This is a genomic window from Erythrobacter sp. JB1-15 (assembly GCF_057365035.1).
Map to the genome: position 1 here is coordinate 2,452,572 of NZ_CP200295.1, position 24,195 is coordinate 2,476,766.

Genomic DNA, 24,195 nt, shown 5'->3' on the forward strand with positions numbered 1-24,195 from the left:
ATGACCCGCTCAATCACCGTTCTCGGGGCCACAGGTTCAATCGGCGCATCGACGCTCGATCTGGTGCGGCGCAATCCGGATGCGTGGCAGGTTGAGGCACTTACTGCCAATTGCAGCGCGGAAGAACTGGCGCAATTGGCGCGCGAATTTGGCGCAAAGCTGGCTGTCGTTGGGGACGAGGCCTGCCTGCCGCAATTGCGCGGCGCTTTAGCTGGAACCGATATCGAGGCGGCCGGCGGTGCAGCGGCCTTGTGCGAGGCGGCGGCGCGGCCTGTTGATATGTGCGTTGCAGCCATCGTGGGCTGCGCAGGGCTGGCCCCTGTCATGGCGGCGATTGAGCGGGGCGGAACGATTGCGTTGGCTAACAAAGAGGCTCTGGTTTCCGCAGGCGAAGTGATGACGGCGGCGGTTGCGCGGCACGGGGCGACATTGCTGCCCACCGATTCAGAGCACAACGCTATCTTCCAATGCCTTGCGAACAGCTCTTTGGATGATGTCGCGGCGATCACTCTTACGGCAAGCGGCGGGCCTTTGCGAACATGGACCCCGCAGCAATTGGCAGCGGCAACACCTGCCGAAGCGATCGCGCATCCCAACTGGTCTATGGGGGCAAAGATCAGCGTTGATAGTGCAACGATGATGAATAAGGGCCTTGAATATATCGAGGCGCATCATCTGTTCCCGGTTGGGCTGGACCGCCTCAAAATCGTGGTGCACCCGCAAAGCGTCATTCATTCCATGGTCGAATACAAAGACCGCTCCACGCTCGCTCAGCTTGGCCCCTCGGATATGCGTGTGCCTATCGCCTCATGTCTGGCCTGGCCTGCTCGGATGGAAACACCTTTGGAGCCGCTCGATCTGGCGGCCATTGGGCAGCTGACCTTTCATGCACCTGACGAAGAGCGCTTTCCCGCCACTCGCATTGCACGTGAAGCGATTGAAGCGGGCGGGGCGGCCCCTGCTGTGCTTAACGCCGCGAACGAGGTGGCTGTTGCCGCATTTCTGCAAGGTAAGCTTGGGTTCACCCAGATCACGGCATTGGCACAAGAGGTGCTGAGCCGTTATAGCGCGCCCGCGCCTGCCAGCCTTGAAGATGTGCTGGCACTGGACAAAGACGCGCGGCAGCAGGCTGCGCGCTTAGTGGAGACGCCAATTAGTGCTTGAGTTTGCTCATGTTTGAGTCCGTTCCGCTGTGGATGTACCCGATCGGATTTCTGCTGGTCCTTGGCCCCTTGGTAACGGTTCATGAATTGGGTCATTATCTGGTCGGGCGCTGGTTCGGTGTGCATGCTGAGGCGTTCTCGGTTGGCTTCGGCAAGGAAATGCTTGGCTTTAATGACAAGCACGGCACGCGCTGGAAACTCTCGGTCTTGCCTCTGGGCGGATATGTCCAATTCAAAGGAGACATGAACCCGGCCAGCATCGCTGACCCTGATGCGCCCGTGGAAGCCGGCAGTTTTCAGGCTGCCGCCTTATGGAAGCGCGCGCTGATTGTAGCTGCTGGCCCGGTTACCAATCTTGTGGTGGCAGTTGGTATATTTGCGGCATTCTTCGCCATTCTGGGGCAGCCTGTTCCCGTCGATCCGGAAGGGTCCACACAAATAGGCGGGTTCAGCGAGCAAAGCGCTGCCGAAAAAGCGGGATTGGAAGTTGGCGACCGCATCACCGCGATTGATGGCGAAACGGTCAATAACTTCGGCGAAATCCTCGATAAAGTCGCGATCTATTTGGACCGCGATATCTCTGTCACCGTTGAGCGCGATGGCGAGGTAAAGACGTTCCAGTTTCGCACTGACCTCGTCGAAGAAAACGACCGGTTTGGCAATCTTAACCGGGTTGGCCGGATGGGGGTTGCAGCAGCAGCTCCGCAATACAGGTTTGAACCTGTGGGGCTTGGGGATTCGATTGTCTTGGCTGGTGAGCAGACTTACCGTGTCTTTGCGCTGATGATGACAGGGATCAAACAGGTCGTAACAGGACAGCGATCGATCAAGGAGCTGGGCGGGCCTGTGAAGATCGCTAAATATTCCGGCGAGCAGCTGAGCGCAGGGCCGCTTGCGTTTTTCAATTTTGCCGCTCTCATATCGCTTAATTTGGCATTCATTAACTTCCTGCCAATCCCTGCGCTGGATGGCGGACACCTTGCCTTTTACGCTGCCGAAGCGATCCGGCGAAAGCCGGTTGGCCCGCAAGCGACGGAATGGGCTTATCGTACAGGTATCGCGTTCGTTTTGGTGTTCATGCTGGTCGTCACATTCAACGATGTTGACGGTCTGCTCGGATTTACAAACTTACTTGGCAGTTAGCCGGGGAAAGGGAACGCACCGACAGGTGAAGTCAACCATGGCCGCTTGATTGCTGAGAGCGCTTCGGGCAATGGCGGCAGACGAAAAGCACTTTGATGAGACTAACGTTGAAGGTTGGGGCCTTGTGAATGATACGCCCGCGGGGGCAGGCGTGCGTTATGATCGGGAATACGGGAACACTATTTTGATGAACCGATGCAGCGAGACAGGCCACATGCCTGCCACTGACAATTTTGTAACGACTGGGGCCGATATGGCTGGGTCTCTGGTGTCTAGGCACAAGGGCTTTACTGGCCACGCGGGACGTTTTGCCTTTGCCCTGACATGCGGGTCGATGCTGGCAGGCGTGCCCTATGCCGCTATGGCTCAGGATGAGGTTGCTCCCGCGGCAACTCCGCCTGCAACGGCTCAACCAGCGACTGCACAGCCCGCACCCGCACCGGCTCCGACGACGGATATTATCCGCACAATCAGCGTATCGGGTTCCGAGCGGTTGGAGCCAACCACCATTCTCAGTTACATCCGCCTGCGGGTGGGCCAGGAATACACCTCTGCCGCCGCTGACCAGGCTTTGAAAGACCTCGGCGCGACCGAATTGTTTTCGCGCTTCAACATTCGCAATGACGGCGGCAATGTTGTTATCACGGTTACAGAAAACCCGGTGATCAACCGGATCGTTATCGAAGGCAATAAGCGCCTCGATAACGAGAAGATTTTGCCTGAAATCAAGCTCGCGCCGCGGCAGATTTTCACGCGGTCCAAAGTGCGCGCCGATGTGGCCCGGATCATTGAGTTGTATAAGCGCCAGGGCCGGTTTGCAGCCAGTGTTGAACCCAAAATGGTGCAGCTGCCGCAAAACCGCGTCGATGTGGTGTTTGAAATTAGCGAAGGGCCAAAGTCGAAAGTCCGGCAGATCAATATCATCGGGAACGAGAAGTTTTCCGACGGCGATCTGCGCGGTGAGATGGTGACAAAGCAGGCCCGCTTCACCCGGTTCTTCAGCTCCAACACCAGCTATGATCCCGATCGTCTTGCGTTTGACCAGCAAAAGCTGCGGCAGTTTTATCTAACTGAAGGCTACGCCGATTTCCGCGTCGTTTCAGCGGTGGCCGAACTAACGCCCGATCAGAAAGACTTCATCATCACTTACGTGGTGGAAGAAGGTGAGCGCTACAAGTTTGGCGACGTGCAGGTAGACAGCCAATTGCGCGATTTTGACAGCGATGTGATGACCACTCAGCTTGGCATGCAGGGCGGTGATTGGTATGATGCGAAATCGGTAGAGGACACGGTTGAACAATTGACTGAGGTCGCTGGCCGCTTTGGCTATGCCTTTGCCGATGTCCAGCCGCGCTTTAACCGCAACCCTGATGATCTGACGATGGATATCACGTTTATCCTGCGCCAGGCTCCGCGTGTTTATGTTGAACGTGTCGATGTGAATGGCAACACTTTGACGCAGGATAAGGTTGTCCGGCGTGAATTTCGCATCAGCGAAGGTGATGCATTTAACTCGCTTGGCATTCAGCGCACCACTGCTCGCATCAATTCACTTGGCTATTTCCAAGAGAATTTCGAGGTTAATCAGGTGCAGGGCAGCGCGCCTGATCGCATCGTCCTCGAGGCCAACGTAGAAGAACAGCCAACGGGCGAATTGCAGTTTTCTGCCGGTTTTTCATCAATTGAGCAATTCATCCTGGCGGGCAGCATCCGCCAGCGCAATTTCCGCGGGCGAGGGCAGACCATTGGGTTGAGCCTCAACTACTCCCAGTTCTCGCGGTCTGCGCGGATCAGCTTTACTGAACCGTATGTGTTTGACCGGAACATCCAGTCCGGCATCGACATTTACAGGCAGGATTTTAACAGCTTCAACCGCTTCGGTAGCGATCGCAACACGACCTTTGAACAGGCGACAACAGGGTTTGCTGTTCGCCTGGGTGTGCCGCTCACTGAATTTATGTCGCTGGTGGGGAGCTACACGCTCAATTACGATGAAGTCAGTCTTGATCGGGACCTGTTCTTCTCCGATTTGAACGGCGATGGCACAACGGAATGTGATCCTTTGCTAGCCGGTCGTTTCTTGTGTGATGCGCTGGGTGACCGGTTGAGTTCGATCCTCGGGGTCAGCCTCAATTACAATTCCTTGAATTCCCGACTTCGGCCGACACGAGGCCGCACTGTTTCGCTCACAACCGAGTTTGCAGGGCTGGGCGGTAATGTCCGTTATCTGCGTTTCCGCGGGCGGGCGCAGCAGTTCTGGAATGTCGCAAATTCTGGCTTCATATTCTCGCTATCTGCGGAAGGGGGCACGATTGTGCCGCTGCGCGACCGGTTCGTTGACGGTGTCGATGTCGATGACGTGTTGCTGACCGACAGGTTCTTCCTGGGTGAGCCGCAGTTTAGAGGGTTTGACATCCGCGGGGTTGGCCCGCGTATTTTGACCCAGCCTTACATAACCGATGCGGATGGCAATCTGACAACCATCACCGATCGCGATCAAATCCGTGATGATGCCCTTGGCGGGCGCAATTTCTACCTTGCGCGTGCAGAGCTTGAAATACCGCTTGGCACAGGCGCCCGCGAACTTGGCCTCAGGCCATCGATCTGGATGGATGTTGGCGCGCTGTGGGGTGCGGATGCGCCCGTGTTGCAAGACAACCCCAACGGCATCCAGTTCACCGATGCTAATGGAAACCCGCTTTTCCTTGAGACGGTTCAAGCCACGGACGCTGACGGCAATGGGGTGGTCGATGCCAATGGCAATCCCGTCCTGACCCAGATTTCGACGATCAATCCAATCGCTGCCGATGGGACAACTGCCAACACTGCGAGTATTCGCCAAGGCAGCGCCATTCGTGAGGTCTTCTTGGGCAATTCGCCAAGCCCTCGCATAACCGCCGGTATCGGCGTCAACTGGAACTCGCCTTTTGGGCCGTTCCGGATCGATTTTGCCCAGACCATTCGTAAGGTCGAAGGCGATGATGACAAGACATTTACATTCAACGTAGGAACCCAGTTCTGATGACTAAACTTACCAAATCGCTTGCAGCAGCAGGCCTCGCTCTTTCCACAATGATGGCCAGCCCGCTCGCGGCTCAGGTTGAAGGCAAAGTCGGCACCGCCAGCATCTCGCGCGCTGTTCAAGGTTCGACCGCGTTGCAAAACGCCTATACGCAGGTCAATCAGACCTATGTCGCGCAAATCCAAACCGCGCAGACCAAGCAGGGTGAGCTTCAAACGCTGATCCAGCCGTTCGATACGGATGGCAATGGCGAGATTAGTGAGACTGAGAGCAACGCGTTGCAATCGGCCCCGAATTTCGCGCAAATCCAGACGCTGCAAGCCGAGATCTCGGCTATCAACGATCAGGTTACCGCAGCGCGCGTTTACGCTGTTGAGCAGGTGCTTGGCCAATATCCCGCGGCCTTGCAGGAAGTTGCAACCCAAAACCAGATCCAGATGGTGGTTGATCCTGCCAGCCTGCAATACGCAGTTGAAGGTGCTGATATTACCCCGCTGGTGGTGACTGCTCTGAACGCCAAAGTTCCAACCGTCGGTATCGTGCCGCCAAGCGGCTGGCGCCCTGGTCCCAACTCGGTGCAGATTTTCCAGGAAATCCAGCGCCGCGCTTTGCTTCGCTCTATTCGCGAACAACAGCAGCAGCAGCAGCAGCAGCAAGGCGCAGCCGAAGCGCCGTCGGGCCGCTAAGGTCTGCGCGATCAAGCAAAGGGGCAGAGCATGAGTGACGACACCGCAAGCGCGCAAGCGCCCAAGCCGTCGATTGTGGACTATGACATCCACAAGATCCTCAAGGCTCTGCCCCATCGCTATCCGCTTTTGCTGGTTGACCGCGTCCGCTCCATTGAGCTGGGAGAGCGCATTCATGCGGTGAAAGCCGTCAGCATGAATGAAGAGTTCTTCCAGGGGCATTTCCCGAGCGCTCCGATCATGCCGGGGGTCTTGCAGATTGAGGCTTTGGCGCAGGCTGCGGCAATCCTGGGGATTGAGACGCTTGAGCTGGCTGGCACGGGCAAGCTTGTGATTTTCATGGGCATTGATAGCGCCAAGTTTCGCTCTCCTGTCACACCCGGCTGTTTGCTCGATCTTGAGGTTGAATTTCTTCAGCAGCGCCGCACGATCTACAAATTCAAAGGCAAAGCCAGCGTCGAAGGCAAGACGAGCTGCGAAACCGAATTCACTGCGATGATCGCCGATCCTCCCAAAGGCTGACGGGGCCAAAGACTGATTGAGTGCGCGCGGGCTCATGCGTGAGACATGGACCGGTGAAGAGGGGTTTTGCAAAAGTTGCGATCCTTCACAAAATTCGGAAAAACCATAAGAATTTCGCTTTTTCGCCAATCTGTGTGTCACCTTATTCATCTTTCACTTTGCGCGGCTAAAAAGCGCGCTGCCAATCAGCCGGGCTGGCGTCGCCATTTCAACCGATTGGCTTTGTTTTAACGGGCGCAGCAAGTGTAGGAAAACGGCCTGTTCACGCAGGCTTGCTATTTCGTTCAAAGCAGCCTAATCGGCGCGCTTTCCCGCATCACAGCTCACCCGGTCGGAACCGGGCACCAGCTAGCAAGGACTGATATTATGAAGACCGAAGGTCACCCCGATTACCACATGATTACGGTCAAGATGACCGATGGCACCGAATTCCAAACGCGCTCCACCTGGGGCAGCGAAGGGGATACGCTGGCGCTTGATATTGACCCCACCAGCCACCCGGCTTGGACTGGCGGTCAGAAACAGATTCAGGAAGGCGGCCGCGTTGCAGCCTTTAACAAGCGTTTCGGCGGGCTTTCGCTCAAGAAATAAGCTTTACCAGCGCCGCATTCCGGGGCTTGCGAATAATTCAGATTTGGCCGTGCCGGACCTACCGGTGCGGCCAAAATCGTTTTCAGACGTGGCGCATTACGCTAGTTGCGACGGATGAACGCATGGATTTATCTTGGCATCGCGATTGTGTTGGAAGTGACAGGGACCATCCTGCTCAAACTGTCTGACGGGTTTGAGAAATGGCATTGGGGGGCGCTGTCCATCCTTGCCTATTCGGCGTGCTTTTGGGCGCTTGCCCCGGCGATGAAGGTTTTGCCGGTGGGTATCGTTTACGCAATCTGGTCAGGCGTGGGGATTGTCGCTGTCAGCGTCATTGGCATTTTTGCTTTTGATGACCGGCTAAACGCGCTGCAATATGTGTTTATCGCGATGATTTTGACCGGCGCAGTCGGACTGAACCTGACCGTGCAGCACAATTAGTCGGCAGCATTAAACCCGGTCGAGAGGGATGTGCATTCCGTCAGGCGGTTCAATCGTGATCGTGTCGCCAGGCGAGACGGTGCCGCCTTTTAGCGCGACGCACATAATGCCAGCCTTTCGGATTAGGCGTGTGCGCGTTTTGATCGCAAGATGTTTGAGAAGGCCCGGCTCAAACGTATTCAATTGCCCGCACGGATTGCGCAGCCCGGTTACGCTAAGCACCACATCGGGTCCAATCCTCAGTAGTGTATCGCGGCCCAGATCGAGCAGATCAACGCCGCTGGTGGTGATATTTTCGCCCAGATCGCCGGGGCGGATGGTGAAACCTTTCGAACCCAATTCGTCAAACAGCTCGCGGTGGATCAGATGCACTTGCCGCAAATTGGGCGCTTTCGGGTTCACTTTCAATCGGCTGCGGTGCTGGATGGTCTGACCGCCATGCGCATCCCCATCGACCCCAAATCCAGCCAGCACACTGATTTTGCGCGCTTTTGGTTTGGAGAATCGATGCCTGGTATCGCGGCTAACAGCCACGACGCTGCCGCTTATTGCGGGGGCATCTGATGCTTCGGTTGCCATGGTTGATCCCTCTACCAAGGACACTTTATCAGGGTGGAAGCTGCGCCTCTCGCCGGTTGAAAGCAAGTGAATTCGTTGCAATTGACCCTTGGTGCTCGGCAAGCGGTTAAAGAGACAAGGCCGCTGCATAGGCCTGAAGCTATCCCCAGGGGCGCTCGCGATACCATTTGGTGATGACGTATTTCAGCCCTTTGCGCACTTTCATTCCGTGATGCAAAGTCGCTGGATTAACGCTGCCATCGGGGCGTTTGTTGTTCCAGCACACCAGCTTTCCCTGCTCGGGCTGAAATGTTTTTGACAAAGCCTTGAAACGGGTGGCCCCGCCTGCCTCGACTGCATTGAGGTAGATCATGAAGGTCCAGGTTCTATTGCCCGCAACTGAGCAAAACTTGTCAAAATCGGCGCCGCCCGGAGTGAAATAGTCGGTGTGGGCCTTAAATTCCTGGCCCACATCGTACCTTTGCCCTTGCAAGGGTTCTCCAAAAGCGGGGTCGAGGCCGCTTAAAGCGGTAAGTCTGGCTTCGATTTGCGCCACTGCAGGATCTTCAGCGGCAAGATCGCAGGTTTCGCTGGTGCGGAAATAATTGTCGCCATTGTGATCGGCAATCGTGGAAGGGCGGCGATCTTTTTCGATCAGCGCGATCAGCTGCTCGCACAGCGGCGTATCGACAAAGTTCTTGATCTGGAAAATCTGCGCCTTGGGGCTGGGCAGGCGCTGCAGGCCAGCATCGGCGTGCGCGGTCATGGATTGCGGGACAGATTCGGCAAGTGGGTCCATCGCTTCATCTGTAAAATCGTCTCAGGCTGAAGCAAGGGTAAGTGGGCATGCGACATAAAATTGCGCGCAAGGTCGCTTGAGGTAAGTTTTCCCTTCCCTTGAAAAGCGCTTTGTGCAACACGCTCGCGCCCGGATAGCATGGTCTTGACGGGCGTGGCAGTGGGCGTAAACCGCCGCTCTTGCGCGAATGCTGACGGGATTGATCTTCAGTGAAGGTCTTCGAAATCAGCAAAGGCATGTGGCGACCGTAGTTCAATTGGTTAGAATGCCGGCTTGTGATGCCGGAGGTTGCGGGTTCAAGTCCCGTCGGTCGCCCCACCTGCTTTATCGAAGTCGCGCTGAGATATGAGGCACTTCGCGCATGACCGCTTTCTGGACTGAGCCTGATTTTGACGATCACGAATTGGTGCACTTTGTGCGCGATGCAAAGTCTGGCCTGACAGCCATTATTGCGCTGCATTCGACCCATCTTGGCCCCGGTGCTGGCGGAACCCGTTTTTGGCACTATGCTGATCCCAAAGATGGCCTGCGCGATGCGCTGCGATTGTCGCGGGGGATGAGTTACAAAAACGCGATGGCTGGGCTGCCAATGGGCGGAGGTAAAGCTGTCATTCTGGCGGATGATGCGCGCACCAAAACCCCGGCGTTGCTGGACGCATTTGGCGATGCCGTTGAGGGATTGGGCGGGCGTTATGTCACGGCCGAGGATGTTGGCATATCCGAGGCAGACATGGTCGCAGTGGCAAAGCGCACCGCGCATGTCTCTGGCCTACCAGCGAACGGGGAAGGGGCCGCAGGCGGCGATCCAGGCCCGTTTACCGCGCAAGGCATCTATCAAGGGATTAAAGCGGCAGTCCGGCACAAGCTTCGCAAAGACACCATGGCAGGTGTTCATGTCGCGGTGCAGGGCACCGGCAGTGTTGGCGGGGGCGTTGCGCGCTTGCTGGCGGCTGACGGGGCGAAACTGACATTGGCCGATATCCGCGAAGAGAGCGCTGCCGAGCTTGGCGCAGAGCTTGGCGCAGAGGTTGTCTCTGCTGAGAGGGTCCTGACGACACCGTGTGATGTGCTCAGCCCCAATGCATTGGGCGCGATATTGGATGATGAGAGCATTGCGGCTCTTCAGACCCCAATCATCGCCGGCGGCGCGAACAATCAGCTCGCGCGCGCTGGGCATGGGGCAAAACTGTTTGAACGCGGCATTTTGTATGCGCCCGATTATGTCATCAATGCAGGCGGTATAATCTCTGTCGCGATGGAATATCTTGGGCGGCGCGATGCCGCTTCATGTTCGCTCGATGACGTGTATGCGCGCATTTCGCAGATACCAGAGCGACTGACCGAAATCTGGGATACCAGCGAGGCGTCGAAAACGTCGCCCGATATTGTCGCGGACCGGATGGCTCAAGACCTGATCGGGCGCAGCTGAAGCCGATTGAGAGGCGCTCTGGCTTCTTATGCACCCGGTTTTGCATCATTTGCGCCGCCTTTCCCCTTGGCGCATCCGGGCACAGACAGTAATGCCGTGCGTTAGAGATCCAAGGTGCATATCTACGCAAACCCAAAGCGCTTTTTGACGCTTGCCATTTGGCTTATGCCGCTGCTGCTGTGGAGCGGGCTTGCGTTTGCTGTTGGGGCGATGATCTGGGGCCTGTTTTTTGCCCCTGCCGAAGCGTTGCAGGGCGAAAGCGTGCGCATCATTTTTATCCATGTGCCTGCGGCATGGCTGGGCATGGGCGGCTGGACTGGCATCGCTTTATCCAGCGCGGCTTTGCTGATCTGGAAACATCCTCTCGCAGCCATTGCAGCGCGCGCGATTGCGGTGCCGGGAATGGTGTTTTGCGCGATTTGTCTTGCAACCGGGTCGATCTGGGGCAGGCCGACATGGGGCACGTGGTGGGAATGGGATGGACGCTTGACGAGCATGCTGGTGCTGCTGTTCCTTTACATGGGCTATATCGCGCTGTCGCAGGCCAGCGTTCGCGATGGCGGCTCTGACAAGATTGCGGCCATTTTCGGCCTTGTGGGCGCGATCAATATCCCGATCATCAATCGCAGTGTGGTGTGGTGGAATTCGCTCCATCAGCCCCCGTCGATCACCGCTGGCAAAGCGTCGATGAGCGCGGATTACCTTGTGCCGTTGATGGCTGCGGTCATCGGGTTTTCGCTTTTGTTTGGGGCCACCGTGCTGATGCGAATGCGAACGCTCATTGCCGAGCAGCAGGTCGAGGCGCGTTTGCGCCGCCGGGCTCTGGATGATGAACCTGCACCCACCGCCGCGCGCCCGGCAATGGAGAATGTGTGATGCGCGAAAGCCTTGATCATTGGCCCTACATCATCGGCGCATACGGTGTTGGGATTGGCGCGCTTATTTTGCTCATCGGCCTCAGCTGGATCGCAATGCGCCGCGCAGAAAAACGCCGCGATGAGGTGAAACGCCGATGACCGCTCCTAACGCTTCGGCCAACGCACCGATCAAGGCAAAGCACCAAAGGCTTGTCCTGGTGGTTATCGCTGCCCTCGCGATTTTGGGGGCAGGGTTTTTGGCTGCATGGGCTTTGCCCAATCAGGCGAATTTCTTCTATCTGCCGGAACAAATGGTCAAAGATCCGCCCGAAATAGGCCGCGCGGTGCGGCTGGGCGGGATGGTTGCGCCTGAAACGCTGACCCGGCTGGATGACGGCGTGACGGTGGAATTTGCTGTTTCCGGCAATACGCCTGACCTTATCAAAGTGCGTTACACCGGCATCCTGCCGGATCTCTTCGTCGAAGGGTCAGGCGTGATCGCAGAGGGCTCCCTCGCAGAAGACGGCGTTTTTGTTGCCAGCAATCTTTTGGCCAAACACGATGAAAACTACGTGCCCCGCGAACTTGAAGGGCTGGAAAGCCATGAGGCTGCGCAAGCCGCCGCTGATACTGCGGTTGGTTTGGATTAGGGCGGGTAAAACGGCACCATGATCCCTGAAATAGGTCTTGCCGCCTTGTGGCTCGCCGCAGCGCTTTCGGTTCTGCAAATGGTCGCAGGCGCGCTTTCCATGCGCGAAATTCCCGAAGGGCAAGCCGTGCCTATGGCGGATTATGCGCGTCCGGCGGCTGTGGTGCAGGCGGCGCTCGCAGTGCTGGCATTTGCGGCATTGCTGTATGCGTTCGCGGTGACCGATTTGTCGGTTAAACTCGTTGCCGCCAACTCGCATTCGGCTAAGCCTGACCTTTACAAAATCACGGGAACCTGGGGCAATCACGAAGGTTCGATGCTGCTTTGGGTGGCGGTGTTGGCGCTTTCGGGCGGTCTGCTCGCGGGGCTTGAGCGGCGCTTGCCAGAACGCACGATGCAGGCCGCGCTTGCGGTGCAGGGGTTCGTCGCGCTGGGATTTTATGCGTTTTTGATTGGCTCATCCAATCCGTTTGAGCGGCTTCCTGTATCAGCCGCAGAAGGCATCGGGCTAAACCCGCTGCTCCAAGATATCGGCCTCGCGCTGCATCCGCCCACGCTTTATGTGGGTTATGTCGGGCTGTCGGTGGCATTCAGCCTTGCGATGGGCGCGCTTATCACACGGCAAGTCACGCCCGAATTTGCGCGCGTCATGCGGCCATGGGTTTTGGGAGCCTGGGTCTTTTTGACGCTTGGCATTACGGCAGGCTCTTACTGGGCTTATTACGAGCTGGGTTGGGGTGGCTGGTGGTTCTGGGATCCGGTTGAAAACTCATCGCTTATGCCTTGGCTGGCAGCGACGGCGTTAATGCATTCGGTGAGCGTACTGGCAGCGCGCGATGCACTGCGCACTTGGACGATTATGCTGGGCGTGCTGGCCTTTTCCATGTCGATGCTGGGCACATTTCTGGTGCGATCGGGCGTTCTGACCAGCGTTCACGCATTTGCTGTTGATCCAGAGCGCGGCACATTCATCCTTATTCTGTTGCTGCTGTATATCGGCGGCGCACTGGCCATTTTTGCCATGCGTGCAGGCGCTGTTGCGGAAGGCAAGACTTTCGCCGTGAACAGCCGCGAAGGCGCGCTTGTTTTCAACAATGTGATGCTGACGGCGATCCTTGCGATTGTCCTTCTCGGCACACTGTATCCTTTGTTGACCGAGGCGTTCGATGTGCGGGTTTCGGTTGGGCCGCCCTATTTCAATCCCGCAGGGGCAATGTTTGCGATCCCGATGCTGCTTGTAATGGCAGTGGGGCCATTGCTCAGGTGGAAACAGGACAAGGCTGCGCGCATCAACCGTGAGCTGATACTGCTCGCTGCGGTGCTGATTGCGGGGTTGGTGATCTTCGGCGTCATGGCCGATGTCAGCGTGCTGGCTCTGCTGGGTTTGGGCTTGGCTTTTGCGCTGGCCTTGGCCGCGTTTTTACCGCTGCGCGGGCGAAAACTTGCCCGCACTCCTGTGGCCGTGTGGGGTATGGTGTGCGCGCATTTTGGCGTGGCGGTTGCTTTGTTCGGGATGGCATCGGAAAGCGCTTTCACTCAGGAAAAGCTTGCCGCGGTTACTGCTGGCGAGACGGCGCAAATTGGCGATTGGGATGTGACGTTGAACAGCGTTGATGCTGTGGCAGGCCCCAATTGGACCGCGATGGAAGCGCGGCTTTCGGTCAGCCGCGGCGGCGATCCGGTGGTGCTGTCTCCGCAAGCGCGAAACTTCTGGTCACCCGCCATGGCGACAAGCGAAAGTGCGCTGCTTACCCGCTGGGACGGGCAGCTTTACGCCGTTCTGGGCGAAAGTGTCGGAGCCGATGAAACGGGCGCGGAACGCTGGCAATTGCGCGTCTGGTGGAAACCGTTTGTGACTTTCATCTGGTATGGCGGATTGCTGATTGGGCTGGGCGGAATGCTTGCGATGATTGGCCGCCTGCGCGATGATTTGCGCCGCCGCCATACGGTTCGCCGCCGCGAAGAACAGCGCGAGGACGAGGCCGAAGCGCGGGCCGAAGCGCGGGCCGAAGTAAGGGCCGCACTCGGGCACGCGGTCCAGCAGGAGCCAGCTGAATAATGCGCCTCATCTATCTTATACCGCTTGGACTGTTCGCATTCATCGCAGGGCTGGGTGGCTATATGCTCACCCAGGTAAAGGATGACACGATCCCCTCGCAGATGATCGCCAAGCCTCTGCCCGAATTTGATCTGCCGCCTGCCACAAACGGCGTAAAAGGCGCATCAAGCGCAGATTTCGGACAAGGCGAACCGCGTCTTCTCAACCTATGGGCTAGCTGGTGCCCGCCATGCATCGCCGAAGCGCCGCAATTGGAAGCGTTAAAAGAGGCAGGCGCTCCGATTATCGGCATAGCCATGCGCGACACGCCTGAAGACGTGGCCGCGTTCCTTGACGCGCACGGTAACCCCTATATCGCAATAGGACATGACGAAATATCGGCGATCCAGTTTGAGCTTGGCTCATCGGGGCTGCCCGAAACTTATGTGATCGATGGTGAGGGCGTGATCCGCTATCAGCATATCGGCGATATCCGTAAAGAGCATGTGCCGATGCTGCTCGAAATGCTGGAAAGAGCGAAGTGATGCGCGCACTGGTCATGTGGCTGCTGCTTGCCGCAGTCCCGCTTCATGCGCAGGACAATGCGCCGCCTGCGCCCTATGCCAATGTGCAATTGGAGGATGCCGCGCTCGAGGCGGAAGCGACCGCTTTGATGCACACTTTGCGCTGCCTCACCTGTCAATCGCAATCGATAGCTGACAGCGATGCGCCCATGGCAGGAGATATGCGCCATCAGGTTCGTGTGAGACTGCTGGAAGGCCAATCGCCTGACGAAGTGCGCAGCTGGTTGATTGATCGGTATGGTGATTATGTCAGCTACACCCCGAAAATCAGCCAGACGACATGGCCATTATTTGCCGTGCCGGTGCTTGTCTTCCTGATCGTCACACTGGTCCTGTGGCGGCGATTGAGGCGTCAGGCCAAAACTGCGCAGGTGAGCGAGTGATCGGCTGGTTTTCCGTGTTGGCACTGGCGTTCGCGACCTTTGCGTTTGCTGCTTTCGCTTTGAAGCTGCCACGGCAAAGCTGGGCGCTGTTTGCTGCTGCCTTGTCACTGGGGCTGGCGGGTTATGCCTGGCAAGGCGCGCCGCAGCAGGCGTCTTCCCCAAAGGCGCCAGTGACGGCTCCTTCAGGTTCGGGCGAAGGCATGGTCGAGGCGCGCATGCAATTGTTTGATCCTGTGCAGCCGAAACCTTCGTACCTTATCACGTCGGATGCGTTTGCTCGGCGCGGGCAATTTGGCGATGCAGCCGGGCTGTTGCGCAAAGGTCTGAGCGATAATCCCGATCATCTCGAAGGATGGCTGGCTTTGGCCATGTCGCTCACCGGGCATGCCGATGGAGTGGTCACCCCTGCGGCGCTCTATGCGTATGACCGTGCGCGCGCGATCAATCCTGCCAATCCGGGAGCGGATTTCTTTCTTGGCATATCTTACTTGCAAACCGGAGAGATACGCGAGGCACGCGCTGTCTGGGGCGAATTGCTTTTGCGTTCGCCCGAAGATGCGCCATGGCGGCCCGAACTGGAACAGCGCATCGCCGGTCTCGATCAGATGATCGCAAATGCGCCGATGCTGCAACAAAACCGCCCAGAAGCCGCGCAGCAGGCTGAGACGCAGCCTTGAGCTGGTGTTGCGAGTGTAGCCGCGCAGTGCTAGGCGCGCGGCCTTTCGGGGATCAATCCCTCGCAATGGGAATACCGCATTGAAATGAGCGAAGCCACGGCTCCCGCACACCAACCTCCCGTAGGGGGCAAAGGGCACAGCGCGTCGAAGGGCGCGCTCGCGGTCGGCGCTATTGGTATTGTGTTCGGCGATATCGGCACAAGTCCGCTTTACGCCTTTCGCGAAACCTTTGTCGGCCCGCATCGCCTTGCGCTCGATACCCCGCATGTGCTCGGCGTTATCAGTTTGATCTTCTGGTCGATGACTTTGGTCGTCGCGATCCAGTATGTCACGATCCTGATGCGCGCCGATAACAAAGGGCAGGGCGGCTCGCTCGCTTTGGTGGCGCTGATCTCGCGCAGCATTTCAAAGTCGAAATATGGCTGGGTCGCTGTGCTTCTGGGCGTGTTTGCGACATCGCTGTTTTATGGCGACAGTATGATAACGCCGGCTATTTCGGTACTGTCTGCCGTTGAAGGGCTGACAGTGGTGGATGCGGGTTTGCAACGCTATGTCATCCCGATTGCGCTCGTCCTGCTCGTGTGTCTGTTCCTGCTGCAAAAGCGCGGGACCGCCAAAGTGGGCGCTCTGTTTGCGCCTGTGATGATTGTGTATTTCTGTGTGATTGCCTCTCTGGGCGCTTGGCAGATTGTGCAGATGCCGGAGATTTTGTGGGCGCTAAACCCCTATCACGCGGTCAACTTCTTTGTGCTGGACGGCTGGCTTGCATTCCTGGCGATGGGCAGCGTCGTGCTGGCGGTGACAGGGTCTGAGGCGCTGTATTCGGACATGGGGCATTTCGGGCGAGGGCCGATGCGTTTGTCCTGGTTTGGCTTTGTGATGCCATGCCTGCTGCTCAATTACTTTGGCCAAGGGGCCATGATTATCGGCATGCCGCCCGAAGCGGCGGCGGCGGCCATCCAGTCACCGTTTTTCTTTCTGGCTAGCGAGGAATGGCGTTTGCCGCTCGTTTTGCTCGCAACGGTTGCCACATTCATCGCCAGTCAGGCCGTGATTTCGGGCGCGTTTTCGATCACGCATCAGGCGATACAGATGGGATATATTCCGCGGCTGTCGATCCGGCATACGTCTGAAACTGAGGGCGGGCAGATCTATATCCCAGTGGTCAATTGGGCGTTGATGGTCGCCGTCATCATCTTGGTTTTGACATTCCAGAACTCTTCAAACCTCGCCAGCGCTTACGGGATCGCGGTGACGGGTGCTGTTACCATCGACACTTTGTTGATGGGCGTGTTGTTTGTGGGCGTGTGGAAGTGGAAATGGTGGTATGCTGCACCCATCGTCATCCTGTTCTTGATAGTCGATGGTGCGTATTTCGCTGCGAACCTGACGAAGGTGCCCGATGGCGGATGGTTCCCGCTTATGATCGGCTTTATCGCGTTTCTTTTGCTCACCACATGGGCGCGTGGGCGAAAGCTTATGCGCGCCAATATGTCAGAGCATGCGCTGCCCATCGAGATTTTCGCTAAGTCTGCAAAGAACTCTGCATTGCGTGTTCCGGGCACCGCGATTTTTATGGCCAGCCAAAGCTCAGGCGTGCCTTCGGCGCTGCTTCACAACATCAAGCACAACAAGGTGCTGCACGAACGTGTTGTGATCCTCACGGTTGATATTCAGGATGTGCCCTATGTCGATCCGGAGAAAAGGTGCGAATACACCGATATGGGCGACGGATTCTACCGCGCTGTGCTGCATTATGGCTTTATGGAAGAAACCAATGTTCCGCTTGGCCTGAAGCATATGGAGCGGTGCGGCGGCGAGTTTGATATGATGCAAACCAGCTTCTTCCTGTCGCGTCAGACATTACTGGCATCAGACAAGCCGGGCATGCCAATCTGGCGCGAGAAGATATTCGCATGGATGCTGCGCAATGCGGCCAATGCGATGGACTTTTTCAAATTGCCGACAAACCGTGTTGTCGAATTGGGCAGTCAAGTCGAAATCTGACACGCGCGGGGCGCTTGTTCACAGCTTTATTTGCAATGCGCATTCATAAGTGACGGCTCCATACAATCCGCATAACCGGGCATCCATGCTAGCTATAACTCAGTCGGATGTTTCCGATTTGCGGTAATATTTAACAAGTGAATGTCCCGATGTGGTCTTTTCCACACAGGACATTTCCTGAAACAGCAAGTTACATGATATGCAGTTGCATCAAGACAGAATCACGAAGTAGTAAAAAGATCAACTTCCAATAGGGGCGAATCATGACAGCACGTCGCGTTTACACCTCGGGTCATCGCGAAGCTCAATTAGGGCACAGAGGGTATCTGGACTTCGGTTCACGCCGGTCCGTCGACAACCAAGAAGAGGTTTTGCAGGCCGTCCGCGCTGAACGCGCGCGCCGCGATCTCTATATGAATTGCGAGCTTGCTGGCAGCGGTTGGGAATACCACGCCGCTTAAGCACGCGCGCTCCTTGGTCCCTTGCGGCTAGACACTTGTTCAACACGCCCGGCGCTCGTGAGAGTGCCGGGCGTTGTTGTTTCTAGGGTTTATTCAGGCAGGCTTGTCGTCTGCGCTTTGGGGTTTGTCGCTTTCATCATCGCCGCCAACATCCAGCCCGTATTTGAGAAGCATTGGGATCTGCGAGAAGGTGAAGAGGAACGATAGCGGCAGAAACACCCACAGCTTTGCCCATAGCCAGCCCTCAAATGAGAGAAACGCGCGCAGGCCCTCGTTCAAGCCGGCCAATAAAAGGAAAAAGACGCCCCAGTTGCGGGACAGTTTGAGCCAGCCTTCGTTCGAGAGCCCTTCAAAGGCGGCCTCCAGCAGGATTTTCAGCAGCGGGCGGCCCATTGCATATCCAGCGAGCAATGCCACGCCGAAAACGCTGTAAATGATGGTCGGCTTAAGCTGCACAAAGACAGGGTCGCCAAACAGAATGGTGAGCGCGCCAAATCCGACAATCAGTGCGGTCGAAAACCACAGCATGGGCGAGATTTTGCCGAGCAGTGTGCGGCTTGCGATCAATGCTGCGACAGCGGCGACCATGAAAGCAATTGTCCCGGAAATTATCGCGACCAGCTCGCCTGCCGGGTTCGGATCACCAGGCGCATTCCAGCGATAAACCCCAAGGAACACAAGCAAGGGCCCGTAATCGATGACGACATTCAGCCATCCCGAAGCCGGCTTTTTCTCCGCAGCTTTATCGGTTTGCGGTTCAGACATCACGCGACCCCAGCGATAACACGCGCAACAAGATCGGGATCGAAGGGGCGCAAATCTTCCATTTTCTCTCCCACGCCGATCGCATGGATCGGCAGGCCATACTGCTCAGCCGCTGCGACAAGCACACCGCCGCGCGCTGTCCCGTCAAGCTTGGTCATGATGAGGCCTGTGACCCCTGCGACTTCCTTGAAGACATCAATCTGGCTCAGCGCGTTCTGACCATTAGTGGCATCCAGAACCAGCACCACATCATGCGGCGCGGCCTCGTTCAAGCGGCCAAGAACGCGGCGAATTTTCGCCAGCTCGTCCATCAGCTCGGCTTTGTTCTGAAGGCGGCCTGCGGTGTCGACCACCAGTGCGTCGATCCCTGTATCGGTGGCCTGCTTTACCGCATCGAACACGATGGATGCCGGATCGCCGCCTTCCGGCCCTTTAACAATATCGACGCCGGCCCGCTCTGCCCAGGTTGCCAATTGGCCAATGGCCGCAGCGCGGAAAGTGTCGCCAGCGGCGAGCAGCACGCCGTAATCGTCTTCCATAAACAGATGGGCGAGCTTTGCGATGGTGGTGGTTTTGCCCGAGCCATTGACCCCGATCACAAGGATGACCTGCGGCCTTGGGAAAGCGGTGACTTCCAACGGTTTTGCCACCGGGCGCAGGATTTCTGCGATTTCTTCAGCTACCGCCTCTTTAAGCTCGGTTTCGGTGATCGCGCTGCCAAAACGCTTCTCGGCCAGCTTGGCACGGATACGGCTTGCCGCAGCCGGGCCGAGGTCCGAGATTATGAGCGCGTCTTCGATATTGTCGAGCTCGTCATCCGATAATTTGCCGCCGCCAGCCAGGCCTGACAGATTTTCGCCAAGGCGTTCAGACGTCTTGCGAAAGCCGCCAAGCAGCTTGTCGCTCCATCCAGCAGGTGCCTCGCTCATCGCAGCAGCCCTTGTTCAATGCGGGTTGGAGTGACGTTCACGATGGAGCCTGCGGGCGTTTCGGGGGGCAAAGCAATTCTTGCATAGTCCGGCGCATAGCCTGTGCCATCGCGTTCGGCGAGGACGCTTTGCGAATTGCCCACATGGGAAGCCAGCCAGTCCGCCCGGATATCGGCGATGGCGGCGCGCAATTCGCCTGCGCGGCTTTTGATTGCCGAGCGGTCCAATTGCGGCATGCGCGCAGCGGGCGTGCCGGGGCGGGGGAGAAAGGGAAGACGTGGCCGTGGACGATATCAAGCTCGCGGATGATTGAGAGGTTTTCGCCGTGATGCTCGCTGCTTTCGGTTGGAAAGCCTGCCATCAGATCTGCCCCCACTGCGATATCGGGCCGGCGCGCTTTTAACCGATCAACCAATCGCACTGCATCTTGGCGCAAATGGCGGCGTTTCATGCGCTTTAGGATCAGGTCTGCGCCGTGCTGCAAGGACAGGTGGATATGCGGCATTATCCGCTGGTCTGAGGCGATCAGATCTTCGAGTAGTGGGTCAATTTCGATCCCGTCCATGGATGACAGGCGCAACCTTGCTCGTTGGCTAAGTACATTCAGGATAGCGGACACAAGATCGCCCAGAACAGGCGTGTTGGAAATATCATGTCCCCAACTTGTAAGATCAACACCCGTTAGGACAATTTCCTTAGCCCCCAAATCGAGGTGCTGTTCCACCTGTTCGAGCACTTCGGCCACACTGAGGGACCGGCTTTTCCCGCGCCCTTGAGGGATCACGCAGAACGTGCAGGCGTGATCGCAGCCATTTTGCACTGCGATAAACGCGCGCGTTTTTGTGGGGGCCAGCGGAGCCTTTTCTGCCGCGATGTTAAAACTGCGCGGATCAAGCTTTGCCGCATTGGCAACCAGCCCATCGACCTCGTCCATCGCGCCCAAAGCCTCGCGCTCGATATCGGCGGCGCAGCCGGTGACGATCAGACGCGCATCGGGGCGTTCGCGCCGGGCTTTGCGGATGGCCTGACGGGTCTGGCGCACGGCCTCTGATGTGACCGCGCACGAATTGACGACCACCAGATCGCTCTCCTTGGCGAGCATGGCGCGCATGCGTTCGGCTTCGGCTGTGTTCAAACGGCAGCCCAGATTGATGACCTCGGCGCGTGACGTTGCTGGGCGAGTAGGCGCTGGCTGAGGGGTGGCAGTACGGGGAGGCGCGCTCATGCGTAATCATCCCATTCGATAGTGCCGCGAAACGCCTCTGCCGCGGGGCCTGTCATGGTGATGGAGCCGCCGCGCTCCCACTCAATCACCAGATCGCCGCCGGGCAGAGTGACAGTCACCGGGCTTTGCACGATACCTTTGGCAATGGCGACGGCGGCGCTCGCGCAGGCGCCTGTGCCGCACGCGCGGGTCAGACCTGCGCCGCGTTCCCACACATGCAGTTTGATATGATTGCCGCCAGCAAGGCTTAAAACGTTAACGTTAACCCCTTGGGCAAATGCGGCATCGGTCTCTATCAGCGGGCCGATTGCGGCCAGATCGACCCCGTCGGCATCATCCACCACAAATACGGCATGCGGATTGCCGACATTGACCGCCATGGGCGCTTCAAGCTTTGCGCCTCCTTCGCCCCAGGCAAGCGGCATGGCGGCGGTGTCCATCGGGAAGGCAAGCGGGATCGCCTCCCAATCGAACCGGGGCACGCCCATATCGACGCTGGCGCCGGTTTCAGACGGGGTGAGGGCAATGACCCCTCCGCCCGTTTCAACGCGCGCAGGTTCGCCGTGCAGGATCGCTACAGCGCGCGCAGCATTGCCGCAGGCCTCAACCTCGCTGCCATCTGAATTGAATATCCGCATACGGAAATCGGCAGTGTCTGACAGCTCAAGCACAATCACCTGATCGCAGCCCACACCGGTACGCCTGTCAGCCAGCGCGCGCGCGGCAGTTGCAGTCATGGCGGGCAATGCCTCACCGCGCCCGTCAAGCACGACGAAATCATTGCCAAGCCCGTGCATTTTGATGAAGGGAATGCGCATGGTCTTGCCAGCGCATTTATGCATGGCAAAGGCAATCGTCCAGTCTTGTGCGGTGCCGTGATTTATTGGGCGATGTAGCGGGGGCCCTAACAGGCGCTTTATTGGCTCGCGGTGCGGCGCCAATCGGGGCGATGATCCTGGCGCAGGTCTGCGATGTCGTCCTCTTCATCAGAGGAGGCAGGCGCGGCAGTGATTTCAAGATCTTCAGGCGCGGCATTGACCAGCAATTGGCCCGATTGGCCCAGCCGCTTGCACACATCCAGCGCGCTTTCAGGCTGACCATACAGATAGCCTTGCCCTTTGAACCCGCCTTTGCTTTTGAGCGCGTCCAGCGTCGCCTGATCCTCGATCCCTTCGGCGGTGATCGGCATCCCCAATCCATTGCCCAACGCCACAATCGCATCAACCACGGTGGTGTTGCTGGAAGAATTGGTCAGATCGCGAATGAAAGATCGGTCAATTTTCAAACGGTCAAACGGCAGGCTTTGCAATTGTTCAAGGCTGGCATAGCCGGTGCCAAAATCATCAAGGCTGACGCGAACGCCCTGATTGCGCAGGCTGGTAATCATCGAACGCACCATGGCGATGTTATCGTGCAGACAGCTTTCGGTGATTTCGATTTCGAGGCGCTGCGGGGGAAAATCGCATTCGACCAAGGTTTTGAGCAGTTTTTGCGCAAACCACGGATCGCGCAATTGCACAGGCGAGATATTGACCGAAATCGAAATCGAAGGATCCCAATGGCGCGCATCGGCAAATGCCTTGCGCATCAGCACATCGGACAATTCATTGATAACGCCAATTTCCTCGGCGATGGGGATGAACAATTCTGGGCTCATCAAACCCAGTTCGGGCGACTGCCAGCGCGCCAGCACTTCAAACCCGACCAGCGTGCCCGTTTCCAGATCAACCTGCTGTTCGTAATAAGGGACGAATTCGTCGCGTTTCAATCCGGCGCGGATGCCCGTTTCCAGCTGGTTGCGAAAACGCAGTTCATTTTCCATCGAAGGTTCAAACCAGCAGAACCGGTTTTTGCCTTCTTTCTTGGCGTGATACATGGCGATGTCCGCCATATGCATCAGCCGATCGCATTCGCTTTCCTGCGGGTCTTTCGCCAGAGCATCAAATTCATGCGCGAGCCCGATAGAAATCGTCGCATGGGCAGTGATGGTGTTCAGTTCAAACGGCGTGGCCAGTTTTTCGAACAAACGGATGACCAGATCATCGACGCGGTCCTGCTGCGTTTTGTCGAACGGCACGGCAAAAGCAAATTCATCGCCGCCCAGACGCGCCAGCGGGGTGTCTGCTGGCAGCAGTTCTTTCAGCCGCTTGGTTAAAGCCATCAGCAATTGATCGCCTGCCATATGGCCATGAATGTCGTTTATTTTTTTGAAGTTATCGATATCGACCATCGCATAGGCAATGCCCAAACCGCGATCATTCGCGATATCTTTGGTCTCCAACGTGGCTTCGGCCATGCTGCGGCGATTGAGGCATCCGGTCAGCGGGTCGATTTCGGCCAAGCGGCGCGCGCGGTCTTCGGCATCTTCGCGTTCACGGATTTCCATGGTCAGCTGGCGATAACGGCGCCAGCCAAAGATGATCAGCGCGACATTCAAAAGCAGAGCGTTGACGAGCAGGAAATCCGGGCCTTTTCCGCCAGCCAAAAGGGCCGCAACCACACTGGGCAACACCGATCCGCCTGTGCCGACGAACAGGATAATCGCAGCCGTAGCAATGCCTAGTGCGACGATATCGCGATTGGCGATGCTCAGACGGTCAGATGCGTGTTTGGTTGCCACTAATTGCACTACCATGCTTCAGGTGAAGCGCGGTCCCCATTTGCTGCCCTTATCCATATGAAACAACTAGGTGGATGTGATAAATAAAGTGTTAACACCTCACTAACGCTGCGAAGGGGTTGCCTAAGGGTGGCGATCTTTGCGCTGCGCGTTTAAGCAGAACATCTACAGATTTACTGCCGCGATCAATGAATTAGGAGGTTAGGTGTGGCCAATACTCGCCCCAATTACTGGCTGATGAAATCCGAACCGTTCAAATACAGCTGGGATGATCTGGTCGAAGAGGCGGAAGGCACTTGGGACGGGGTGCGCAACCATTCGGCAAAGCTGAACCTGCGCGCGATGGAAGTGGGGGATGAGGCGTTCTTCTACCATTCACGCGAAGGGCTGGAAATTGTTGGCATCGCAAAGGTTTCGGTGTCCGGCATTATGGACCCCACCGATGAAACCGGCAAATGGGATGCGGTGAAGATCAAGCCTAGCCGCAAGTTTGATAATCCGGTGACTTTGAAACAGATCAAGGCTGTGCCCGAACTGGCCAATTGCGAACTGGTGCGATTGTCGCGCTTATCGGTGGCCAAAATCACGCCGGAGGAATGGGACATCATCTGCAATATGGCAGATGATTGAGGCAGAGGTGATGGAG

General features: G+C 57.3%; 24 protein-coding genes, 1 tRNA gene and 1 pseudogene. 19 read left to right on the forward strand and 7 right to left on the reverse strand.

What is annotated here, in order from left to right; translation table 11 throughout:
- From dxr to AC0V6L_RS11880, 7 genes are all read left to right on the forward strand, one after another.
- Complete coding sequence (gene dxr, locus AC0V6L_RS11850; protein ID WP_486154431.1) at window positions 1–1,164, forward strand: 1-deoxy-D-xylulose-5-phosphate reductoisomerase; 1,164 nt, start codon at window positions 1–3, stop codon at window positions 1,162–1,164.
- An 8-nt stretch (window positions 1,165–1,172) separates the two neighbouring features.
- On the forward strand, window positions 1,173–2,306 hold the full coding sequence (gene rseP / locus AC0V6L_RS11855) for an RIP metalloprotease RseP (RefSeq protein ID WP_486154432.1): 1,134 nt from the start codon (window positions 1,173–1,175) through the stop codon (window positions 2,304–2,306).
- Between the two features lie 253 nt (window positions 2,307–2,559).
- Complete coding sequence (gene bamA, locus AC0V6L_RS11860) at window positions 2,560–5,328, forward strand: outer membrane protein assembly factor BamA (RefSeq protein WP_486155128.1); 2,769 nt, start codon at window positions 2,560–2,562, stop codon at window positions 5,326–5,328.
- Complete coding sequence (locus AC0V6L_RS11865) at window positions 5,328–6,014, forward strand: OmpH/Skp family outer membrane protein (RefSeq protein ID WP_486154433.1); 687 nt, start codon at window positions 5,328–5,330, stop codon at window positions 6,012–6,014. The genes bamA and AC0V6L_RS11865 overlap by 1 nt, the downstream gene beginning before the upstream one ends.
- 30 nt (window positions 6,015–6,044) lie before the next feature.
- The gene (gene fabZ, locus AC0V6L_RS11870) at window positions 6,045–6,536 is read left to right on the forward strand and encodes a 3-hydroxyacyl-ACP dehydratase FabZ (protein ID WP_486154434.1); all 492 of its coding nucleotides are present in this window, start codon (window positions 6,045–6,047) and stop codon (window positions 6,534–6,536) included.
- A gap of 366 nt (window positions 6,537–6,902) precedes the next feature.
- Complete coding sequence (rpmE, locus tag AC0V6L_RS11875) at window positions 6,903–7,127, forward strand: 50S ribosomal protein L31 (protein ID WP_486151041.1); 225 nt, start codon at window positions 6,903–6,905, stop codon at window positions 7,125–7,127.
- 114 nt (window positions 7,128–7,241) lie between these two features.
- Window positions 7,242–7,568, forward strand: coding sequence for a DMT family transporter (locus AC0V6L_RS11880; protein ID WP_486154435.1), 327 nt, complete (start codon window positions 7,242–7,244; stop codon window positions 7,566–7,568).
- Between the two features lie 9 nt (window positions 7,569–7,577).
- On the opposite strand, the gene AC0V6L_RS11885 is transcribed toward AC0V6L_RS11880, so the two are convergent.
- Window positions 7,578–8,147 carry an MOSC domain-containing protein gene (locus AC0V6L_RS11885; protein ID WP_486154436.1) on the reverse strand — a complete coding sequence of 190 codons (570 nt, stop codon included), beginning with the start codon at window positions 8,145–8,147 and terminating at the stop codon, window positions 7,578–7,580.
- 139 nt (window positions 8,148–8,286) lie between these two features.
- Window positions 8,287–8,925 (reverse strand): prolyl hydroxylase family protein, encoded by a 639-nt coding sequence (locus AC0V6L_RS11890; protein WP_486151047.1) that lies wholly within the window; start codon window positions 8,923–8,925, stop codon window positions 8,287–8,289.
- A 241-nt stretch (window positions 8,926–9,166) separates the two neighbouring features.
- Here AC0V6L_RS11890 and AC0V6L_RS11895 point away from each other — a divergent pair.
- From AC0V6L_RS11895 to AC0V6L_RS11945, 11 genes are all read left to right on the forward strand, one after another.
- Window positions 9,167–9,243 (forward strand) — tRNA-His (locus AC0V6L_RS11895).
- A gap of 43 nt (window positions 9,244–9,286) precedes the next feature.
- Window positions 9,287–10,354: a Leu/Phe/Val dehydrogenase gene (locus AC0V6L_RS11900; RefSeq protein ID WP_486154437.1), complete on the forward strand. Its 1,068-nt coding sequence runs from the start codon at window positions 9,287–9,289 to the stop codon at window positions 10,352–10,354.
- 114 nt (window positions 10,355–10,468) lie between these two features.
- Window positions 10,469–11,230: a heme ABC transporter permease CcmC gene (ccmC, locus tag AC0V6L_RS11905; RefSeq protein ID WP_486154438.1), complete on the forward strand. Its 762-nt coding sequence runs from the start codon at window positions 10,469–10,471 to the stop codon at window positions 11,228–11,230.
- On the forward strand, window positions 11,230–11,370 hold the full coding sequence (locus AC0V6L_RS11910; protein ID WP_486154439.1) for a heme exporter protein CcmD: 141 nt from the start codon (window positions 11,230–11,232) through the stop codon (window positions 11,368–11,370). Before ccmC ends, AC0V6L_RS11910 begins: the two co-directional genes overlap by 1 nt.
- Window positions 11,367–11,861: a cytochrome c maturation protein CcmE gene (ccmE, locus tag AC0V6L_RS11915; RefSeq protein WP_486154440.1), complete on the forward strand. Its 495-nt coding sequence runs from the start codon at window positions 11,367–11,369 to the stop codon at window positions 11,859–11,861. The genes AC0V6L_RS11910 and ccmE overlap by 4 nt, the downstream gene beginning before the upstream one ends.
- Window positions 11,862–11,879: 18 nt before the next feature.
- Entirely contained in the window at window positions 11,880–13,919 is a 2,040-nt protein-coding gene (locus AC0V6L_RS11920) for a heme lyase CcmF/NrfE family subunit (protein ID WP_486154441.1), read from the forward strand.
- A complete protein-coding gene (locus AC0V6L_RS11925) occupies window positions 13,919–14,443 on the forward strand; it encodes a DsbE family thiol:disulfide interchange protein (RefSeq protein WP_486154442.1) in 525 nt (174 codons plus the stop codon). The genes AC0V6L_RS11920 and AC0V6L_RS11925 overlap by 1 nt, the downstream gene beginning before the upstream one ends.
- Window positions 14,443–14,865, forward strand: a complete 423-nt coding sequence (locus AC0V6L_RS11930) for a cytochrome c-type biogenesis protein (RefSeq protein ID WP_486151061.1) — start codon at window positions 14,443–14,445, stop codon at window positions 14,863–14,865. Before AC0V6L_RS11925 ends, AC0V6L_RS11930 begins: the two co-directional genes overlap by 1 nt.
- Window positions 14,862–15,542 carry a tetratricopeptide repeat protein gene (locus tag AC0V6L_RS11935; protein WP_486154443.1) on the forward strand — a complete coding sequence of 227 codons (681 nt, stop codon included), beginning with the start codon at window positions 14,862–14,864 and terminating at the stop codon, window positions 15,540–15,542. Before AC0V6L_RS11930 ends, AC0V6L_RS11935 begins: the two co-directional genes overlap by 4 nt.
- A gap of 84 nt (window positions 15,543–15,626) precedes the next feature.
- The gene (locus AC0V6L_RS11940) at window positions 15,627–17,549 is read left to right on the forward strand and encodes a potassium transporter Kup (protein WP_486154444.1); all 1,923 of its coding nucleotides are present in this window, start codon (window positions 15,627–15,629) and stop codon (window positions 17,547–17,549) included.
- Window positions 17,550–17,812: 263 nt separating this feature from the next.
- The gene (locus AC0V6L_RS11945; RefSeq protein ID WP_486151067.1) at window positions 17,813–18,010 is read left to right on the forward strand and encodes a hypothetical protein; all 198 of its coding nucleotides are present in this window, start codon (window positions 17,813–17,815) and stop codon (window positions 18,008–18,010) included.
- Window positions 18,011–18,103: 93 nt separating this feature from the next.
- Here the strand turns inward: AC0V6L_RS11945 and AC0V6L_RS11950 are convergent, their stop codons facing one another.
- From AC0V6L_RS11950 to AC0V6L_RS11970, 5 genes and pseudogenes are all read right to left on the reverse strand, one after another.
- Window positions 18,104–18,775: an inner membrane-spanning protein YciB gene (locus AC0V6L_RS11950; protein WP_486154445.1), complete on the reverse strand. Its 672-nt coding sequence runs from the start codon at window positions 18,773–18,775 to the stop codon at window positions 18,104–18,106.
- Window positions 18,775–19,704 carry a signal recognition particle-docking protein FtsY gene (ftsY, locus tag AC0V6L_RS11955; protein ID WP_486154446.1) on the reverse strand — a complete coding sequence of 310 codons (930 nt, stop codon included), beginning with the start codon at window positions 19,702–19,704 and terminating at the stop codon, window positions 18,775–18,777. Before ftsY ends, AC0V6L_RS11950 begins: the two co-directional genes overlap by 1 nt.
- Window positions 19,701–20,815 (reverse strand): annotated as a pseudogene (locus tag AC0V6L_RS11960) (MiaB/RimO family radical SAM methylthiotransferase). Before AC0V6L_RS11960 ends, ftsY begins: the two are co-directional and overlap by 4 nt.
- 110 nt (window positions 20,816–20,925) lie before the next feature.
- On the reverse strand, window positions 20,926–21,747 hold the full coding sequence (gene dapF, locus AC0V6L_RS11965) for a diaminopimelate epimerase (protein WP_486154447.1): 822 nt from the start codon (window positions 21,745–21,747) through the stop codon (window positions 20,926–20,928).
- 98 nt (window positions 21,748–21,845) lie between these two features.
- Entirely contained in the window at window positions 21,846–23,549 is a 1,704-nt protein-coding gene (locus AC0V6L_RS11970) for a putative bifunctional diguanylate cyclase/phosphodiesterase (protein ID WP_486154448.1), read from the reverse strand.
- A gap of 237 nt (window positions 23,550–23,786) precedes the next feature.
- Here AC0V6L_RS11970 and AC0V6L_RS11975 point away from each other — a divergent pair, with 237 nt between their 5' ends.
- On the forward strand, window positions 23,787–24,179 hold the full coding sequence (locus tag AC0V6L_RS11975) for an EVE domain-containing protein (RefSeq protein ID WP_486155129.1): 393 nt from the start codon (window positions 23,787–23,789) through the stop codon (window positions 24,177–24,179).
- Window positions 24,180–24,195 lie beyond the last annotated feature (16 nt).

Bases quoted from the DNA above. Each gene is read 5' to 3' on its own strand.
- dxr (WP_486154431.1), top strand. From the start codon at position 1: ATGACCCGCTCAATCACCGTTCTCGGGGCCACAGGTTCAATCGGCGCA.
- rseP (WP_486154432.1), top strand. From the start codon at position 1,173: ATGTTTGAGTCCGTTCCGCTGTGGATGTACCCGATCGGATTTCTGCTG.
- bamA (WP_486155128.1), top strand. From the start codon at position 2,560: ATGGCTGGGTCTCTGGTGTCTAGGCACAAGGGCTTTACTGGCCACGCG.
- AC0V6L_RS11865 (WP_486154433.1), top strand. From the start codon at position 5,328: ATGACTAAACTTACCAAATCGCTTGCAGCAGCAGGCCTCGCTCTTTCC.
- fabZ (WP_486154434.1), top strand. From the start codon at position 6,045: ATGAGTGACGACACCGCAAGCGCGCAAGCGCCCAAGCCGTCGATTGTG.
- rpmE (WP_486151041.1), top strand. From the start codon at position 6,903: ATGAAGACCGAAGGTCACCCCGATTACCACATGATTACGGTCAAGATG.
- AC0V6L_RS11880 (WP_486154435.1), top strand. From the start codon at position 7,242: ATGAACGCATGGATTTATCTTGGCATCGCGATTGTGTTGGAAGTGACA.
- AC0V6L_RS11885 (WP_486154436.1), bottom strand. From the start codon at position 8,147: ATGGCAACCGAAGCATCAGATGCCCCCGCAATAAGCGGCAGCGTCGTG.
- AC0V6L_RS11890 (WP_486151047.1), bottom strand. From the start codon at position 8,925: ATGGACCCACTTGCCGAATCTGTCCCGCAATCCATGACCGCGCACGCC.
- AC0V6L_RS11900 (WP_486154437.1), top strand. From the start codon at position 9,287: ATGACCGCTTTCTGGACTGAGCCTGATTTTGACGATCACGAATTGGTG.
- AC0V6L_RS11910 (WP_486154439.1), top strand. From the start codon at position 11,230: ATGCGCGAAAGCCTTGATCATTGGCCCTACATCATCGGCGCATACGGT.
- ccmE (WP_486154440.1), top strand. From the start codon at position 11,367: ATGACCGCTCCTAACGCTTCGGCCAACGCACCGATCAAGGCAAAGCAC.
- AC0V6L_RS11920 (WP_486154441.1), top strand. From the start codon at position 11,880: ATGATCCCTGAAATAGGTCTTGCCGCCTTGTGGCTCGCCGCAGCGCTT.
- AC0V6L_RS11925 (WP_486154442.1), top strand. From the start codon at position 13,919: ATGCGCCTCATCTATCTTATACCGCTTGGACTGTTCGCATTCATCGCA.
- AC0V6L_RS11930 (WP_486151061.1), top strand. From the start codon at position 14,443: ATGCGCGCACTGGTCATGTGGCTGCTGCTTGCCGCAGTCCCGCTTCAT.
- AC0V6L_RS11940 (WP_486154444.1), top strand. From the start codon at position 15,627: ATGAGCGAAGCCACGGCTCCCGCACACCAACCTCCCGTAGGGGGCAAA.
- AC0V6L_RS11945 (WP_486151067.1), top strand. From the start codon at position 17,813: ATGACAGCACGTCGCGTTTACACCTCGGGTCATCGCGAAGCTCAATTA.
- AC0V6L_RS11950 (WP_486154445.1), bottom strand. From the start codon at position 18,775: ATGTCTGAACCGCAAACCGATAAAGCTGCGGAGAAAAAGCCGGCTTCG.
- ftsY (WP_486154446.1), bottom strand. From the start codon at position 19,704: ATGAGCGAGGCACCTGCTGGATGGAGCGACAAGCTGCTTGGCGGCTTT.
- dapF (WP_486154447.1), bottom strand. From the start codon at position 21,747: ATGCGCATTCCCTTCATCAAAATGCACGGGCTTGGCAATGATTTCGTC.
- AC0V6L_RS11975 (WP_486155129.1), top strand. From the start codon at position 23,787: ATGAAATCCGAACCGTTCAAATACAGCTGGGATGATCTGGTCGAAGAG.